The sequence below is a fragment of the Vibrio ezurae NBRC 102218 genome, assembly GCF_000467185.1.
Lineage (GTDB): Bacteria > Pseudomonadota > Gammaproteobacteria > Enterobacterales > Vibrionaceae > Vibrio > Vibrio ezurae.
The window spans coordinates 15269-31914 of record NZ_BATM01000053.1 but is presented as its reverse complement, the minus strand read 5'-3'; the positions used below and the strand labels follow the sequence as shown (position 1 = coordinate 31914).

The window sequence follows — 16646 nt, the reverse complement described above, 5'->3', positions numbered from 1 at the left end:
TTTGTGCGCTTAATTTGTATGCAGATGTAACCGTTATAGCATTAGGCCGGGAAATAACGCGCCAATTCCGCCAGCAATAAACTCAATTCCTAATGCGCCAAGGATTAAACCCATAATACGAGTAATCACGTTGATACCGGTTTGCCCTAGAAAACGTACGATGAAGGGAGCAGAGCGAAACAGTACCCAACAGCAAAATGCAAACACCAAAACCGTCAGTGTTACTGCAATATAATCAATAGGACCGGAATGATTCGAGCCAAATACGATCGTTGAGCTGATAGCGCCGGGGCCCGCCATCAGCGGCATAGCTAGTGGCACTACACCTACCTGTTCTTTACTAATACTTTCGGCTTTTTCTTGCTTGTTCTGTTTCTGCTCACCGAGTTGTCCATTCATCATCGAAAAGGCAATGCTCACTAAAAGTAATCCGCCCGCAATGCGAAATGAATCAAGGGATATGCTAAAAACATCAAGTAGAAACTGACCTGCAAATAAAGACACAATCAAAATCACCGCCACGGCAATATTGGCCGTTGAGGCTGTTTTTATGCGCTCTTCTGGAGAGAGGTGATTCGTCAACGTGACAAAAATCGGCATGATCCCAACCGGATTTACAATGGCGAATAAGCCCACAAAAAACTGCAAATAAACAGCGATATCGATACCTTGCATCACTAAGCCTTTAACAAAAAGAGAGAGGGGTCAAAAAGTGCCGCTACTTTAATAAAGGATGCCCTTTTACGCCAGTAAAAATTGCAATATCTTGCCTGAATTAAACTAAACTGACGGATATATTTGCATTAGAAAAACTAATCCGAACCTTTGTTGCAATAATGGTATGAGAACCACTCATTTTTGAATGTCAAGACGACCTTAATATTGTAGCCACTGAACTTACTTTTAAGCGCAAATTAATAATTGTCGTATGCGAAACAATGGTTATACTAGGATCTAGCCCGTTTTTACGGTCTACAGAATGAAATAAATTACTACTGATGAGAACTCTCTATATGTAGTAAAGCGGTGCTTTCATGGATGATATCAGTGTCGTAGAAAGTCCTATTTGTCATACAATATGGCATTTAGGGTTAGCTTAGCTAATAACTATTTTGACGGTAGTTCTTTCGAACAAAGTGATCTGAGTCAATTTTTTTCGGGGAGTGAAATAATATACTCGACTGTGAAAGCTGTTTACTAAGTTGTGTTGTTTGGTTAACAAACCTTACTAAAAAGTTTTTAATTTTAAATATCTAGGAGACAATTATGCCTGTAACTAATATGGCTGAGCTAGACGCTCTGGTAGCACGTGTTAAAGCAGCTCAAGAAGAGTTCTCAACTTTCTCTCAAGAAAAAGTAGACGCAATCTTCCGTGCAGCTTCTTTAGCAGCCAACCAAGCGCGTATTCCTCTAGCACAGCAAGCTGTTGCTGAATCTGGCATGGGTATTGTGGAAGATAAGGTTATCAAAAACCACTTTGCTTCAGAGTTTATCTACAACAAATACAAGGACGAGAAGACTTGTGGCATCTTAGAAGAAGATGACAACTTAGGCACAATGACTATCGCAGAACCTGTAGGTATCATCTGTGGTATCGTTCCAACTACAAACCCAACTTCAACTGCAATCTTCAAATCACTGATTTCTCTTAAAACTCGTAACGGCATCATTTTCTCGCCACACCCACGCGCTAAAAACTCAACTAACGACGCTGCTAAGCTTGTTCTTGAAGCAGCAGTAGCAGCAGGCGCACCAAAAGACATCATTGGTTGGATTGACCAACCTTCAGTAGAACTGTCTAACGGCCTAATGAAGCACGAAGGCATCGCACTTATCCTTGCAACTGGTGGTCCAGGCATGGTTAAAGCGGCTTACTCTTCAGGTAAACCAGCAATCGGTGTTGGCGCGGGTAACGTTCCAGTAGTTATTGATGAAACTGCCGACATTAAACGTGCAGTAGCATCTATTCTTATGTCTAAAACGTTCGATAACGGCGTAGTGTGTGCTTCTGAGCAAGCGGCTATCGTAGTAAGCGAAGTGTATGACGAAGTTAAAGAACGTTTTGCTTCTCACAAAGCACACGTATTAAGCAAAGCTGACGCAAATAAAGTACGTAAAGTACTGCTTATCGACGGCAACCTAAACGCTAAAATCGTAGGTCAACCTGCACCAGCAATCGCTGAAATGGCGGGTGTTAAAGTTCCTGCTGATACGAAAGTGCTAGTGGGTGAAGGTCTAGGTAAAGTGTCTTACGATGATGAGTTCGCTCATGAGAAACTATCTCCAACTCTAGGTCTATTCCGCGCTGATAACTTTGAAGATGCGGTTGCTCAAGCTGAAACTATGGTTGAGATTGGCGGTATCGGTCACACATCTGGTCTATACACAGACCAAGATACTAACGCTGACCGTATCCGTTACTTCGGTAACAAACTGAAAACAGCACGTATTCTGGTTAACATCCCATCGACTCACGGTGGTATCGGTGACCTTTACAACTTTAACGTTGCACCTTCTCTAACTCTAGGTTGTGGTTCTTGGGGTGGTAACTCTATCTCTGAGAACGTGGGTCCTAAGCACCTTATCAACAAGAAAACTGTAGCGAAGCGAGCTGAAAATATGTTGTGGCACAAACTACCTAAGTCTATTTACTTCCGTCGTGGTAGCCTTCCAATCGCTCTTGGCGACCTAGAAGGTAAGAAACGCGCGTTCCTTGTAACTGACCGTTTCCTATTTAACAACGGTTATGCTGATAGCGTAGTTAGCCTGCTTAAAGCTCAAGGCATCGAAGTGCAAACATTCTTTGATGTAGAAGCGGATCCAACATTGTCAGTTGTTGAAAAAGGCGCAGCAGCAATGCAAAGCTTCCAACCTGATGTCATCCTAGCGCTAGGTGGTGGTTCACCAATGGATGCGGCTAAGATCATGTGGGTTATGTACGAGCACCCAGATACGCACTTTGAAGAATTGGCAATGCGCTTTATGGATATCCGTAAACGTATTTACAAGTTCCCTAAAATGGGCGAAAAAGCTGAGCTAGTATGTATTACTACAACTTCAGGTACAGGTTCTGAAGTAACACCATTTGCGGTTGTTACCGACGACCAAACGGGTGCTAAGTACCCTCTAGCGGATTACGAGCTAACGCCAAACATGGCAATCGTTGATGCTAACTTGGTCATGAACATGCCTAAGTCTCTAACCGCATTTGGTGGTTACGATGCTGTGACTCACGCACTTGAAGCATACGTTTCAGTTCTAGCGAACGAGTACTCAGATGGTCAAGCTCTACAAGCACTTAAGATGCTTAAAGAGTACCTACCATCAAGCTACAAAAATGGCGCAGCTGACCCAATCGCTCGTGAGAAAGTACACAATGCGGCAACGATTGCGGGTATCGCATTTGCACAGTCTTTCCTAGGTGTGTGTCACTCAATCGCTCACAAAATCGGTGCTGAGTTCCACTTGCCACACGGTCTTGCAAACGCATTGATGATCTCTAACGTTGTTCGTTACAACGCAAACGACAACCCAACTAAACAAACTGCATTCTCTCAATACGACCGTCCGCAAGCACGTCGTCGTTACGCTGAAGTTGCTGACCACTTAGACCTAAGTCAACCAGGTGACCGCACTGCACAGAAAATTGAGCGTCTACTAACTTGGTTGGAAGAGCTGAAGAAAGAGCTGGATATCCCACTGTCTATTCAAGAAGCGGGTGTTAACGAAGCGGACTTCATCGCGAAACTTGATGAACTGTCTGTTGAAGCGTTCGATGACCAATGTACTGGCGCGAACCCACGTTACCCTCTAATCTCTGAGCTAAAAGAAGTACTAACAACGTCTTACTACGGTAAGCCTTACGTTGAAGGTGAAACTTTTGAAGGCACTACCGTAATCAAGAAAAAAGCAGACCAAAAGCCTGCTAAAGCGAAGTAATTCGATTCTTGAACCGTGGGCTTAGACAATAAGCCCACGACGGAAAATAAAACCCCAGCGCTTACTTGCTCTGGGGTTTTTGTATATTTACCAAGACATAACCCGCCCATTAAACGAGTCATTTGAGACAATATATTCGGTATTTCGGATCACATCTTGACGGATATTGGCAAAACTGTGTTGGTAATCGTCGTACGAACAATGGTGTACGCTAGGCAAAATGGCGCCTACGCGAATATCAAACGGATTCAGCTCCTTAGCCCAGCTTTTGGTTAACCCACTGACCATAGAGCAGGTGCTTTCTGTACCCAGTATCATTTGGGCGCTGTCATTGGTCAGAATATTAATGATGACACCTTGTTTATCGTTTCTACGCATTTGCTCAGCACAAGCATGACCACAACTAAATAGTGATTGAACTATATTCGAGAACTGAGCACTGAACTCCTCAGCAGGGGCTGTGCTGACTAAAGTGGGAAGTGGAGGGTTTTGCCAATTGTTGATCAATATATCCACCCCTTGGTTGTAATAGGTTTCTATATAGTAAAACAGACTATCGACATGCTCTTGAGAGTCATCAGGTAGCGCGTAAGTACACACATTAAACCCAGCGGCTAGGCAATCTCGGTAGGTATCTTTGAGGCGTGATGCTCGTTTATCGGTGATCACCACTTTGGCACCTAATGAGGCGAAGTGCAGGGCAAGTGTTTTACCTAATATGGTTCCAGCTGAGGTGATCAGCACCACTGAATTACGAATAACCATATATTAACTTCCCCCCGATTTTTAAATAGATCGCTCATCTAACTGTATTGATAGTGGTTAATGCAGGTATTCGAGTTACGTTTATCAATCAGTTATTTATTCAATATAGTGCTTAAAAAACCATCAATGTGAGGGTTCATTGTAATTGTGGCAGGCAATTATTTGAAGTAAGGGGTAGATCACATATTGAGCGAAGAGAAATAGAAAGACATCACAATTAACGCTATCTCAATCGAGCTATGCGCTGATTAATGCTGAGGTGATGTTTATAGTTAAAAAAATAGGCCACCTAAAAGGCAGCCTATTTGTTTGATTATTAACGCATTATTTTGCTAGGTTTTCTGCTACGAAATCCCAGTTTACAAGTGCCCAGAAACCATTCATGTATTCTGGACGCACGTTGCGGTAATCGATGTAGTAAGCGTGTTCCCAAAGGTCAACAGTCAGAAGTGGCGTTACACCTGCTTCAGTTAGCGGAGTCGCTGCGTTTGACGTGTTAACGATTGCAAGTGAACCGTCTGCGTTTTTAACAAGCCAAGTCCAAGAAGAACCGAAGTTGTTGATTGCAGAATCAGTGAATTTTGCTTTGAATTCTTCGAAAGAACCAAATGCCGCGTTGATAGCCTCAGCAACTGCACCTGTTGGTTCGCCACCTGCTTTAGGCGCTAGACAGTGCCAGTAGAAAGTGTGGTTCCAAATTTGAGCTGCGTTGTTGAATACGCCACCAGTAGAAGTTTTAACGATCTCTTCTAGGGTTTTGCCTTCAAACTCAGTACCAGGAATTAGGCCATTTAGCTTTACAACGTAAGTGTTGTGGTGCTTGCCGTGGTGAAAATCTAGAGTCTCAGCTGAGATATGTGGTTCTAGTGCATCTTTTGCGTAAGGAAGAGCTGGTAATTCAAATGCCATTTGCTCGGTTCTCCATTTATTGGGGCTAAGCCCTAAGCTTTCCGTTGAGTAAGAGTCGGTGTTGAGTCACAAGAGTGCTGATACCAATCGTACTAAATAACTGGTCATTCTAGCTTGTTAAAATACTCGATAACGACGTTAGAATTTTTGATTATAGAATAACTACTTATCGAAAAATTCAGCCTTGCTCTCGAGCATTTTTCCTACGCTATTTCTGATCACTTACTTAGTGTGATTGGTATGACTCAATACCTATAACAGTATCGTTTTTAGCAACAATCACAGTGTTAATTGATTTGCATTCTAACAATTTTTTATATTATTGAAAGGTCAGGTTGCAAAATTATGAAATTTAGTGATTTCTTGATTTGAGTTTGATATTGGGTGAGACGAGTGAGAATGGGGCGTTACGAGGTGTAGTTTTCGTGCGATAAGGCAAAGTATGTATAATTTAATTTATGTATCAATTGGTATACTATGTAAACAACGCAACAAGATCGGTTCAAATGCGTAACAATAACCTTATAGAGTTTATGGTTTTTATTCTAAGCTAGTAAGGTAAAATAGCCGGATATTATCAAAGAGCACACGGATTCAGAGGTCCTTAATGGAAACCCTAGACAAAATTAAACAGCAAATCGAACAAAACACTATTCTTCTGTACATGAAGGGTTCACCTAAGCTACCAAGCTGTGGGTTTTCTTCACAAGCGTCTCAAGCTTTGATGGCATGTGGTGAGAAGTTTGCTTACGTTGATATTCTACAAAATCCAGATATCCGCGCAGAGCTTCCTGCTTACGCACAGTGGCCTACATTTCCACAACTATGGATTGAAGGTGAGCTGATCGGTGGTTGTGACATTATCATCGAGATGTTCCAAAAGGGTGAATTGCAACCGCTTATTAAAGAAGCGGCTGAGCGCGCAGCTGGCGAATAACAATTTGTAAAGTGTTCACCGCTACTACTAACGTTGTCGCTTAACATTGCCACTTCTGCATTAAAAAAGGCTTCCGATTGGAAGCCTTTTGTTTATCTAGTGTTATTCAACCGACCCTAAAGCACCATAGCCGCGATCCAGCCGAAGATGATGAGAGGGATGTTGTAGTGGATAAACGTAGGGACAACCGTTTGCCAAATATGTTCGTGTTGACCATCGGCATTAAGGCCAGACGTTGGACCTAAAGTGGAGTCTGACGCTGGAGAGCCAGCATCACCTAGTGCCGCTGCTGTACCGACCAGTGCAACTACCGCCATTGGCGAGAAACCAAATGCCAGTGCCAATGGAACATAAATCGTTGCGATGATAGGGATCGTCGAGAAAGAAGAACCAATACCCATCGTCACAAGTAGACCTACGACTAGCATCAGCAATGCAGCAAGAGGTTTGTTGTCACCAATAGAGGTCGAAAGGGCTTGTACTAGCGTTTCTACGCCACCGGTTGCTTTCATTACCGCTGCAAATCCAGCGGCTGCAATCATGATAAAGCCAATCATCGCCATCATGTGTACACCACGGGTAAATACATCGTGTGTTTCTTTCCAAGCGATAACACCACCAAAGGTGAATACCATGAAACCAGCCAAGGCACCGATGATCATAGAGCCGGTGTAGAGCTGAACCGAAAGTGCGGCAATGATGCCGACTACAGCGACTAAAATGTGTTTCTTATTGATGTGACTCGGCTCTGAATCCACATGTGTGATTTCAGTTTCTTGGTAGGTTCTTGGCTTGCGATAACTAACAAAAATAGCAATAAGCAAACCGGTAACCATTCCTAGAGCGGGGAACAGCATCGCCATTGGCACGTCTGCGGCGCTAATGTTTTGTAGACCGTTGTCTCTTAAATTCTTCAACAAGATATTGTTGAGGAAAATACCGCCGAAACCAATTGGCAGCACCATATATGGCGTCACAAGGCCAAACGTGAGCACACAGGCAATCATGCGACGATCCAGTTTTAGTTTGGCAAACACCGCGAGCAAAGGTGGAATAAGAATTGGGATAAACGCGATGTGTACAGGGATAACGTTTTGCGAAGACATGGTAATTAAAACCAGTGTCGCCAATACGCCATATTTTAGAGCGGTAGAAGCTGAGTCATTTTTTTGACCATTGATTCTCTTAATTGCACTTTGTGCCAGTAAATCAGTAATGCCTGATTTAGAGATAGCCACGGCAAACGTACCCAGCATGGCATAACTCAATGCAATTGTGGCACCGCCACCAAGGCCGCCTTCAAAGGCACTGATGGTGTCATTAATGCTCATTCCAGCGGTAAGTCCGCCAACGATGGCACTGAATGTTAACGCAACGACCACGTTAACGCGCATCAATGCCAGCAATAGCATGATGCAAACGGATATAATTATGGGATTCATTATTCTTCTCGAAGCTCTTTTAGGGTTATGTGTTTAGTCTTGTTCAATCAATGGCCAGCCGCCTAGTGCTTTCCATTTATTGACAATCTTACAAAATAATTCAGCGGTTTTTTGGGTATCGTAAAGTGCGGAATGCGCTTCTTTATTATCAAACTCTATTTGTGCTGTCTTACACGCTTTTGCCAATACCGTTTGCCCAAAAGCAAGACCACTTAAGGTTGCGGTATCAAAGGTTGCAAATGGATGAAACGGTACTCGCTTTAACTTAGAGCGCTCGCTAGCCTGAGAGACAAAACCATGATCAAAAGCCGCATTGTGCGCCACAATAATGGCACGGCTACATTCGGCTTGTTTTTGTTCTTTACGTACTAATTTATAGATTTCTTTGAGTGCTTCTGATTCAGGGATAGCACCACGTAGCGGGCTAAAAGGATCTGGCATGCCGATAAAATCGAGCGCTTCTTTTTCTAAATTCGCGCCTTCAAAAGGCTCTACTTGAAAGTGAAGAGTGCTTGCAGGGTGCAAATCTCCATTTTCATCCATCGCCAGAGTGACTGCACAAATTTCCAGCAGGGCATCAGTTTTGCAATTAAATCCCGCCGTTTCCACATCAATAACCACAGGGAAATAGCCCCTGAACCGTTTTTTTAGCGTCAAAGCTTCATTTTCTATAGTCATAACACGTTAAACATATAAATAAGGAGGGGCATTATTACAGATTCACAACTTTTTCTAAACCTAAACATGTATTTAGCGAACAGGTAACATGAAAAAGCCAAAGTGAGGCGGCGAATAGTTAGTCAGTATTTGTATGAAAAGTCAGTGATCTTAGGAGTGTTTTAAGGCAAGTATAAGGATAGAGAAGAAAAAAGGTGATAGTTATCAATTATCTATCACCTTAATATTAGTAAGGGTATTAGGGGGTTATCCGTTTAAACCCGCAGAGGCATTCGCGCGTTGAATAAGCTCAATCTTATAACCATCTGGGTCGGTAACAAAAGCGATGTGTGTAGAACCGCCTTTTACAGGACCCGGTTCGCGAGTGACGTTGCCGCCAGCGGCTTTAATTGCGTCGCAAGTGGCGTAGATATCTTCATAACCAATTGCAACGTGACCAAAGGCGTCACCGAGATCGTATTGAGTCGTACCCCAGTTATAGGTCAGTTCAATCACAGCCCCTTGAGATTCATCACCAAAGCCAACAAAGGCTAGCGTGTATTGGTACTCTTTATTTTCGTTTTTACGCAGTACTTCCATACCCATCACTTTGGTATAGAATTCGATAGATTTGTCTAAATCACCCACGCGAAGCATGGTGTGTAATACGCGACCTTGAGACATATTGTTTCCTTCGTTATTGTTATTTTGAGTTGTTGAAAATGGCTCTAATCTATGACTTTATCTTTAAACTCACATAGATCTTCAATGATACAACTACCGCAGCGTGGCTTACGGGCAACACAGGTGTAGCGACCATGTAAAATGAGCCAGTGATGGACATCGAGTTTAAATTCTTTAGGGACGACTTTAAGCAGTTTTTGTTCAACATCGTCAACGGTTTTGCCCATGGCAAACTTAGTTCGGTTGGAAACACGATAAATATGTGTGTCTACCGCAATGGTTGGCCAGCCAAAGGCCGTATTGAGTACCACATTGGCTGTTTTACGCCCTACACCGGGTAGCGCTTCTAAGGCTTCACGGTTTTCAGGGACTTCACCATTATGTTTCTCTAGCAATATTTTGCAGGTCTTGATGGTGTTTTCTGCTTTTGAGTTAAACAGACCAATGGTTTTTATGTATTGTTTCAGTTCATCAACCCCAAGATCAAACAGCGCTTGCGGGGTATTGGCAACGGGAAACAGCTTATCCGTTGCCTTATTGACGCTGACATCGGTGGCTTGAGCTGAGAGCAAAACGGCAATTAATAGCTCAAAAGGGGAGCTCCAATTTAGCTCAGTTTCTGGGTGAGGGTTTTCCTCACGTAGCTTTTCTAATATGAGTCGACGTTTATCTTTGTTCATTGAGTCCGTTTAAATAAAAATTAATTGTTAGTAACACGAGCGCGTTGAATTTCTTTCTTCTGTTGTTTTGGGGCTCTTTTAGCTTGATAACTGTCTATCCAGTTTTTGGCAGCGATCAGAAAGCCCACACCTATAAAGGCGCCTGGGGGTAACATAGCCAGTAAGAAGTTGCTGTCTACATGATAAATTTGGATTCGTAAAATGCTGGCCCACTCTCCGAGCAACAAATCGGCGCCATCAAACAATGTACCATTGCCAAGGATTTCGCGCATCGCGCCAAGTACCACCAAAACAGCGGTCATACCTAACCCCATCCAAAGTCCATCTAATACGGCAAGCAAAGGGGTATTTTTAGAAGCATACGCTTCTGCGCGACCAATAATGATGCAGTTTGTCACAATTAGCGGAATAAAAATGCCTAGCGATAGATAAAGTCCGTATGCGTATGCATTTATGAGAAGTTGCACACAGGTGACCAGTGCCGCAATAATCATGACGAAGATAGGTAAACGGATTTCTTGTGGTACGTGATGACGGATCAAAGAGATGGTCAGATTTGAACCGACCAGTACCATCAAGGTGGCAATACCTAAACCTAAGGCGTTGGTGACGGTGGCGGACACAGCCAAAAGCGGACATAGACCCAACAGTTGCACTAGGGCAGGGTTATTGTCCCACAGTCCATTTTTTAACAGTTGTTTTTTCTCTGACATTATTTCACCTCACATTGTGGTGAGTGGTTCAAGATCTGTTGCTGATTTTGAGAAAAGTATAAGCCCGTTTTGTAGACGGATTTTACCACGGCGCGCGGGGTAATGGTTGCACCAGTAAACTGGTCAAATTGACCGCCGTCTTTGCGTACGTGCCAACTGTCGTGATTTTCTGCTGTAATCTCTTTATTGGTAAAGGACAGTATCCAATCAGACACACGTAGATCAATTTTATCTCCCAATCCGGGTGTTTCATTTTGCGATAAAACCCGAGTACCTAACACTTTACCTTGTAAGTCGATACCCACCAGCAGTTTGATTGCGCCGTTATAGCCATCAGGTGCAATTGTCTCAATGGCGATCGCCGTAGGCTCACCATTGAGTGTTGCAACATAAGCCGGCATGTTGTCTTGCGTACCCAGCGCTGGGTCATTTAAGTTTAGACAATGAGTGTAGAGCTCATTGTCGTGCATGCTGGTTGGGATAACTTGATTAAGTTGCCCTTGTAATTGCGCAATTTGCTGTGCTTGTATCGTATCCTCGGTCAATAGATGCGTAATAGACACTACGCCTGTTGTAATGCAAGCGAACATGGCGAGGATTAAACCGTTTCTTTGTATGGTTTTTAACATGATATTACTTGTGACCGTAGGTTCTTGGTTTAGTGTAGTAATCAATAAGTGGTACACACATATTGGCAATAATAACCGCAAATGCGATGCCATCTGGGAAGCCACCAAAGGTGCGAATAATGATCACCAGTACGCCAATAAGCGCGCCGAAGATCAGGCGACCTTTCACTGTTGTTGCCGCTGAGACTGGGTCGGTGGCAATAAAAAACGCGCCGAGCATAGTCGCTCCAGAGAAGAGTTGAAACAGCGGAGAACCCTGCGCTCCTGGCGCTATGATAAACAGCACTAGGCTCATTCCCAACATACCGGCTAATACACCTGCCGGGATATACCATTGAATGACGCGCAGCTTAATCATGGCTAAACCACCGATTAAGAACATGATGTTAACCCATTCCCAACCAAACCCTGCAATACCTGAAAACAGAGGGCTACTCGTGATTTCAGATAAGGTTTGACCATGTCCCAGTCCGGTTTTCACGGTATCTAGCGGGGTTGCCATAGTGATGCCGTCAACGCCAGTGCGTATCTGCTGTAGTGACATGCCATCAATATTAAAACCACTGAATATCAGAGACAGGGCATCCGTTGCGCCAACGGGAGTCGATGAAATTTGCGCGGGCGTTGCCCAACTGGTCATCTGCACCGGGAAAGAGATCAGCAGAACCACATAGGCGACCATAGCCGGGTTAAATAAATTCTGCCCAATGCCACCATAAAGGTGTTTTGCAATCACAATGGCGAAAAATAGACCGATAACGGTGATCCACCAAGGGGATAAAGGAGGAATGGCGATGGCAAGTAACAATGCGGTTAATAACGCACTGTTGTCACGTAATGCATTAAAAGGGGATCGCCCTCGTAATAGCATCACGATGGATTCGAAAGACCATGCCACTAAAATAGCAAACAACACTTGTATGATTGTGCCAAAACCAAAAAAGTAGGTTTGTGCCAAAATGCCGGGAATGGCACAAATGGCAACCAATAGCATCATATTCGACAGTGAGCGACGCTTTTGAGTGTGTGGTGAGCTGGCGATAAAAAAGGCCACTAGTTTTTCTCCTTAGAGTCACTGCTATCAGCTTGTTGAGCTGCTTTTCTTGCTTTTGCCCGAGCGATAGCTGCGGCAACAGCCGCTTTCTTCGGGTCTGGATTTTGCACAGGTTTCGTGGTTTGTGAGTCAGCGTTTTTTGAATCAGTGCTTTCTGAAGCAGGATTATCTGACTCAGAGTTTTCAGGCTTAACCTCGGCAGATGCAGATTGTTGCGCGGCTTTTCTTGCTTTGGCGCGAGCGACAGCAGCGGCCACAGCGGCTTTTTTCGGATCTGGTTTTTGTGCAGGTTCAGCGGTTTGTGAGTCAGCGTTTTCTAACTCAGAGCTTTCAGGCTTAACCTCGGCAGATGCAGATTGTTGCGCGGCTTTTCTTGCTTTAGCACGAGCGACAGCGGCAGCAACCGCTGACTTTTTCGAGTCACCTTCGCTGTTGGTCTCAGTACTAGTGCTGAGTGAAGCACTTGCTTGAGCCGTTTTTTTGGCTTTTGCTCTTTCTACGGCCGCTTTTATTGCATCTTGCTTCGAAGGTTTGTCTGTTGATGCTGCATCGTTTGATGAGTTAGCAAGCTGTTCTTTCTTGGCTTTAGCGCGGGCAATAGCCGCAGCAACAGCGTCGCTCTTAGTCTTGCTGTTAGTGTTATCCACGACTTCGTTGCCGTTTTGGGCTTGCTCGGCTTTTTTCAAACGTGCTTGTTGTTTGCGCTGTTCACGCAATTGACGCATTTCTGAGTTATCAGGTTCGTTTGCATCGTCTGATTGCGCTTGTGCTTGTTTTGCCTTGGCACGAGCAATAGCAGCGGCAACGGCCGATTTTGGCCCTGCCGATTTCTGTTGTTTAACGCGTTCTATGGCGGCTGCAACTGCATCATCACCATCGGCGGTTTTCATTTGACTGCGACGTTTGTCAGCCGCTTGCTTGTATTTTTGTTCACGTTCGAGTTTATCGCGCTCTAAGCGTTGTTTGCGTTTTTCAAAGCGAACCTTGGCACGTTCAGCCGCTTCTTGTTCGGCATTACGTGATTTTATTTCAGCTTTAGATTGGCGATAGTATTGCACCAACGGAATATTACTTGGGCAAACATAGGCGCAAGCACCACATTCGATGCAATCTTTTAGGTTGTATTCTTCGAGTTTATCCAGATCTTTATCTCTGGAATACCACAACATTTGTTGAGGAAGTAACGAGGCTGGACATACTTCGGCACACTGGCCACAACGTATACAGGCCATTTCATGATCATCAAACGAGATTTCTCGTTTTCCCGGAGCTAACACGCAGTTACTGATCTTAGTCAGTGGCGCTTCGATATTCGGTAAGGCAAAGCCCATCATAGGACCACCGATAATCACGGCTTGTTTTTTAGTCGGCGTAAACTCCCCTTGTTGGAGAAGGTGCGCGACTGGTGTACCGATTGGAACCCAATAATTTTTGGCAGACTTAATGCTGTTACCCGTTAACGTCACCACACGTTCAATAAGCGGTTCGCCATCAATCACTGCGCGTTTTACCGCAAACACGGAACCGACGTTAAACATGGTCATTCCAATATCGGCAGAGTAACCGCTGCTCGGAATTTCTTTGTTGGTCAGAATTTTTATCAGTTGTTTGGACGCGCCAGAAGGATACTTAGTCGGTACTACGCGAATGACCACATCGTGATCAGCACCAGCTTCATGTAACGCGGCAATCGCTTCAGGCTTGTTATCTTCAATACCAATAATGGTCAGCTTGGGCTTTAAGATGTGCTTGAGTACTTCAATGCCTTGCATGATCTCATCAGAGTATTCACGCATTAGGGTATCGTCAGCGGTGATATAGGGTTCACATTCCGCTGCGTTGATAATTAAAATATCAACACGGCCAAGGCCCGATTGCAATTTTCGGGCGGTAGGAAAGCCTGCGCCGCCTAAGCCAGAAATGCCCGCTTGGCGAATGATGTCCAATAACTGTTCTGGGTTGCATTGGGTGTAATCAGGTACGCCTTGATGCGGAATCCAGGTGTCTTGATGGTCGGGCTTTAGCACGATAGACATTTCTGGAATCGCAGAAGGGTGACAACTTGGACGCGGTTCAATAGCAATAATTTCGCCAGACGTAGCGGCGTGAACCGGTAGGCTAAAACTGGTGCTAAATTGCGTTAACGGTTGCCCTTTTAGCACTTTATCGCCAACGCGAACGGTGATGTCGCCCTTTTTACCGATGTGTTGTCTGATTGGAATGACCAACTCATCTGCGAGACTCGAGCGCGCAATCTTTGACGATTGAGATTGAGATTTGTTCTCTGGTGGGTGAACACCCCCTGGGAATTCCCAGAGGTGACCAGAGCGAATTTTTTCGATTAAAGAGAGCATGTTCGCTACGAGTTTCCGTTAGTGCTAGATGTGGTATCAATATTGACCACAGGTATAGAATTAAGCTGCCATTGCCAGTTATCGGTGGTGGTTTTCACCGGTACCATCTCAATGCAGTCTGTTGGGCAAGGTGCGACACACAGATCGCAACCGGTACACTGATCAGATATCACGGTGTGCAGTGCTTTAGTGCCACCGACAATCGCATCAACAGGGCAGGCTTGAATACATTTAGTACAGCCAATACACATGTCTTCATGAATAAAGGCGACTTTTTTTACATTGTCTGAAAGGTCGTGCGCTGAGTCCGGGACATCAACACCTAATAAATCGGCCAGTTTTTGAATCGTCGCTTCGCCGCCAGGAGGGCATTTATTGATCTCGTCACCGTTGGCTATTGCTTCTGCATAAGGTTTACAACCTGGGTAGCCACATTGGCCACATTGAGTTTGTGGCAAAATAGAATCAATTTGCTCAACGATGGGATCGGCTTCGACTTTAAAACGAATTGAAGCAAAGCCAAGCAGTCCACCAAAGAATGCGGCGAGAACGACTAGCGCGATGACTGCGATAATAATAGCGCTCATTATATTTTCACCAATCCAGTAAAGCCCATGAACGCCAGCGCCATTAAACCTGCGGTGATCATAGCAATGGATGCGCCTTTAAAAGGGGTTGGGACATCGGAAGCGGCAATACGCTCACGCATTGAAGCAAATAAAATCAGTACCATTGAAAAACCTACCGCGGCACCAAACCCGTAAATAATGGATTCAATAAAGCTGTGGTTTTCATTCACATTTAATAGTGCTACCCCTAAAACCGCACAGTTAGTGGTAATTAAAGGAATAAAAATACCCAGTAGACGGTAGAGAGTTGGACTGGTTTTGTGTACCACCATCTCTGTAAATTGCACCACTACCGCAATCACCAAGATAAAACTCATGGTTCTTAAATATTCAATGCCCAGTGGTTCTAATAAATAGGTTTCAACTAAGTAGGCGCAGACAGAGGCCAGCGTTAAGACAAACGTTGTAGCAAGCCCCATGCCGATAGCGGCCTCTAACTTTTTAGAGACACCCATAAAAGGACATAAGCCTAAGAATTTAACTAGCACAAAGTTATTGACCAGCACAGTACCAATCAACAACAAAATATATTCGGTCATACCAATTTTTTACTCACCCAGATCGAGTTGAACATTATCCTAATTTGTTAGGTATATAACAACATAACATCTGTAGGGATTTAGAAAATATAGCGCTTATTACGCGTTTCTTTTTAATCTCGGCCTAGAAAAAGCATCACAACGAGAGAAAAAGGCGTTTATTTCGCCTGTTTAGGTATGAATTTTGAGGACTAAGGTTGCATTGGTTTTTAATGGCGTGAGGTGTATGGAGATGATTTTTGGTTAAAAGTCCATCGCGGCTAGCAATGACCCGTTATTTAGTACGATTGGAATTAGCGTGGGTGATGAAGAAAAAATAGCATAAAAAAAGCCGCATCCTAAGATGCGGCTTTTCTAAAATTTGGCTCCCCCTGCAAGACTTGAACTTGCGACATACGGATTAACAGTCCGCCGTTCTACCAACTGAACTAAGGGGGAATTGCTGTAAAGCGAGGCGAATATTACTGATATGGTTTCTGTCTGTCAATACAAAATTGAAAGAAGTTTCTAAAAAAAAGAGGAACGCTTATTTTGCAAAAGGAGTAGGCCTTGTCCGCTCTGGCTTGTCGAGAGTTATCCACTGTTTTTGTGGATAAGTATGTTAATGACTGCGGGGTAACTTTTTTCTGTTAACAGGTATGCAACTTTTGCTTATGCATTGATCTGAAGCACAACTTCAATAAAGACAAGACATTATATAGGAATTAGAGGTAAA

15 protein-coding genes and 1 tRNA gene are annotated in these 16646 nt (G+C 44.0%); 2 read left to right on the top strand and 14 right to left on the bottom strand.

Annotated elements, in window-relative coordinates; translation table 11 throughout:
* Window positions 1-33: 33 nt before the first annotated feature.
* A complete protein-coding gene (locus VEZ01S_RS15125) occupies window positions 34-675 on the bottom strand; it encodes a YchE family NAAT transporter (RefSeq protein ID WP_021714928.1) in 642 nt (213 codons plus the stop codon).
* Between the two features lie 591 nt (window positions 676-1266).
* Between VEZ01S_RS15125 and adhE the strand changes: the two genes are divergently transcribed.
* On the top strand, window positions 1267-3939 hold the full coding sequence (gene adhE, locus VEZ01S_RS15120) for a bifunctional acetaldehyde-CoA/alcohol dehydrogenase (RefSeq protein WP_021714927.1): 2673 nt from the start codon (window positions 1267-1269) through the stop codon (window positions 3937-3939).
* A gap of 87 nt (window positions 3940-4026) precedes the next feature.
* On the opposite strand, the gene VEZ01S_RS15115 is transcribed toward adhE, so the two are convergent.
* Entirely contained in the window at window positions 4027-4704 is a 678-nt protein-coding gene (locus VEZ01S_RS15115; RefSeq protein WP_021714926.1) for an SDR family oxidoreductase, read from the bottom strand.
* A gap of 324 nt (window positions 4705-5028) precedes the next feature.
* Window positions 5029-5613, bottom strand: a complete 585-nt coding sequence (sodB, locus tag VEZ01S_RS15110; protein WP_021714925.1) for a superoxide dismutase [Fe] — start codon at window positions 5611-5613, stop codon at window positions 5029-5031.
* Between the two features lie 607 nt (window positions 5614-6220).
* Here sodB and grxD point away from each other — a divergent pair.
* Window positions 6221-6550: a Grx4 family monothiol glutaredoxin gene (gene grxD, locus VEZ01S_RS15105; RefSeq protein WP_021714924.1), complete on the top strand. Its 330-nt coding sequence runs from the start codon at window positions 6221-6223 to the stop codon at window positions 6548-6550.
* Window positions 6551-6666: 116 nt separating this feature from the next.
* Here the strand turns inward: grxD and VEZ01S_RS15100 are convergent, their stop codons facing one another.
* From VEZ01S_RS15100 to VEZ01S_RS15050, 11 genes are all read right to left on the bottom strand, one after another.
* Window positions 6667-7992, bottom strand: a complete 1326-nt coding sequence (locus VEZ01S_RS15100; RefSeq protein ID WP_040891144.1) for a Na+/H+ antiporter family protein — start codon at window positions 7990-7992, stop codon at window positions 6667-6669.
* Between the two features lie 33 nt (window positions 7993-8025).
* Entirely contained in the window at window positions 8026-8670 is a 645-nt protein-coding gene (gene rnt, locus VEZ01S_RS15095) for a ribonuclease T (RefSeq protein WP_040891141.1), read from the bottom strand.
* A 246-nt stretch (window positions 8671-8916) separates the two neighbouring features.
* Complete coding sequence (gene gloA, locus VEZ01S_RS15090) at window positions 8917-9333, bottom strand: lactoylglutathione lyase (protein WP_021714921.1); 417 nt, start codon at window positions 9331-9333, stop codon at window positions 8917-8919.
* A gap of 44 nt (window positions 9334-9377) precedes the next feature.
* A complete protein-coding gene (nth, locus tag VEZ01S_RS15085) occupies window positions 9378-10013 on the bottom strand; it encodes an endonuclease III (RefSeq protein ID WP_021714920.1) in 636 nt (211 codons plus the stop codon).
* Between the two features lie 20 nt (window positions 10014-10033).
* Window positions 10034-10726, bottom strand: coding sequence for an electron transport complex subunit E (locus VEZ01S_RS15080; protein ID WP_021714919.1), 693 nt, complete (start codon window positions 10724-10726; stop codon window positions 10034-10036).
* On the bottom strand, window positions 10726-11355 hold the full coding sequence (gene rsxG, locus VEZ01S_RS15075; protein WP_021714918.1) for an electron transport complex subunit RsxG: 630 nt from the start codon (window positions 11353-11355) through the stop codon (window positions 10726-10728). The genes VEZ01S_RS15080 and rsxG overlap by 1 nt, the downstream gene beginning before the upstream one ends.
* 4 nt (window positions 11356-11359) lie before the next feature.
* The gene (gene rsxD / locus VEZ01S_RS15070; RefSeq protein ID WP_021714917.1) at window positions 11360-12409 is read right to left on the bottom strand and encodes an electron transport complex subunit RsxD; all 1050 of its coding nucleotides are present in this window, start codon (window positions 12407-12409) and stop codon (window positions 11360-11362) included.
* Entirely contained in the window at window positions 12409-14763 is a 2355-nt protein-coding gene (gene rsxC / locus VEZ01S_RS15065) for an electron transport complex subunit RsxC (protein WP_021714916.1), read from the bottom strand. The genes rsxD and rsxC overlap by 1 nt, the downstream gene beginning before the upstream one ends.
* 5 nt (window positions 14764-14768) lie before the next feature.
* The gene (gene rsxB / locus VEZ01S_RS15060) at window positions 14769-15350 is read right to left on the bottom strand and encodes an electron transport complex subunit RsxB (protein WP_021714915.1); all 582 of its coding nucleotides are present in this window, start codon (window positions 15348-15350) and stop codon (window positions 14769-14771) included.
* Window positions 15350-15931: an electron transport complex subunit RsxA gene (rsxA, locus tag VEZ01S_RS15055; protein ID WP_021714914.1), complete on the bottom strand. Its 582-nt coding sequence runs from the start codon at window positions 15929-15931 to the stop codon at window positions 15350-15352. The genes rsxB and rsxA overlap by 1 nt, the downstream gene beginning before the upstream one ends.
* Window positions 15932-16293: 362 nt before the next feature.
* Window positions 16294-16369, bottom strand: a tRNA-Asn gene (locus tag VEZ01S_RS15050).
* Between the last annotated feature and the right edge of the window lie 277 nt (window positions 16370-16646).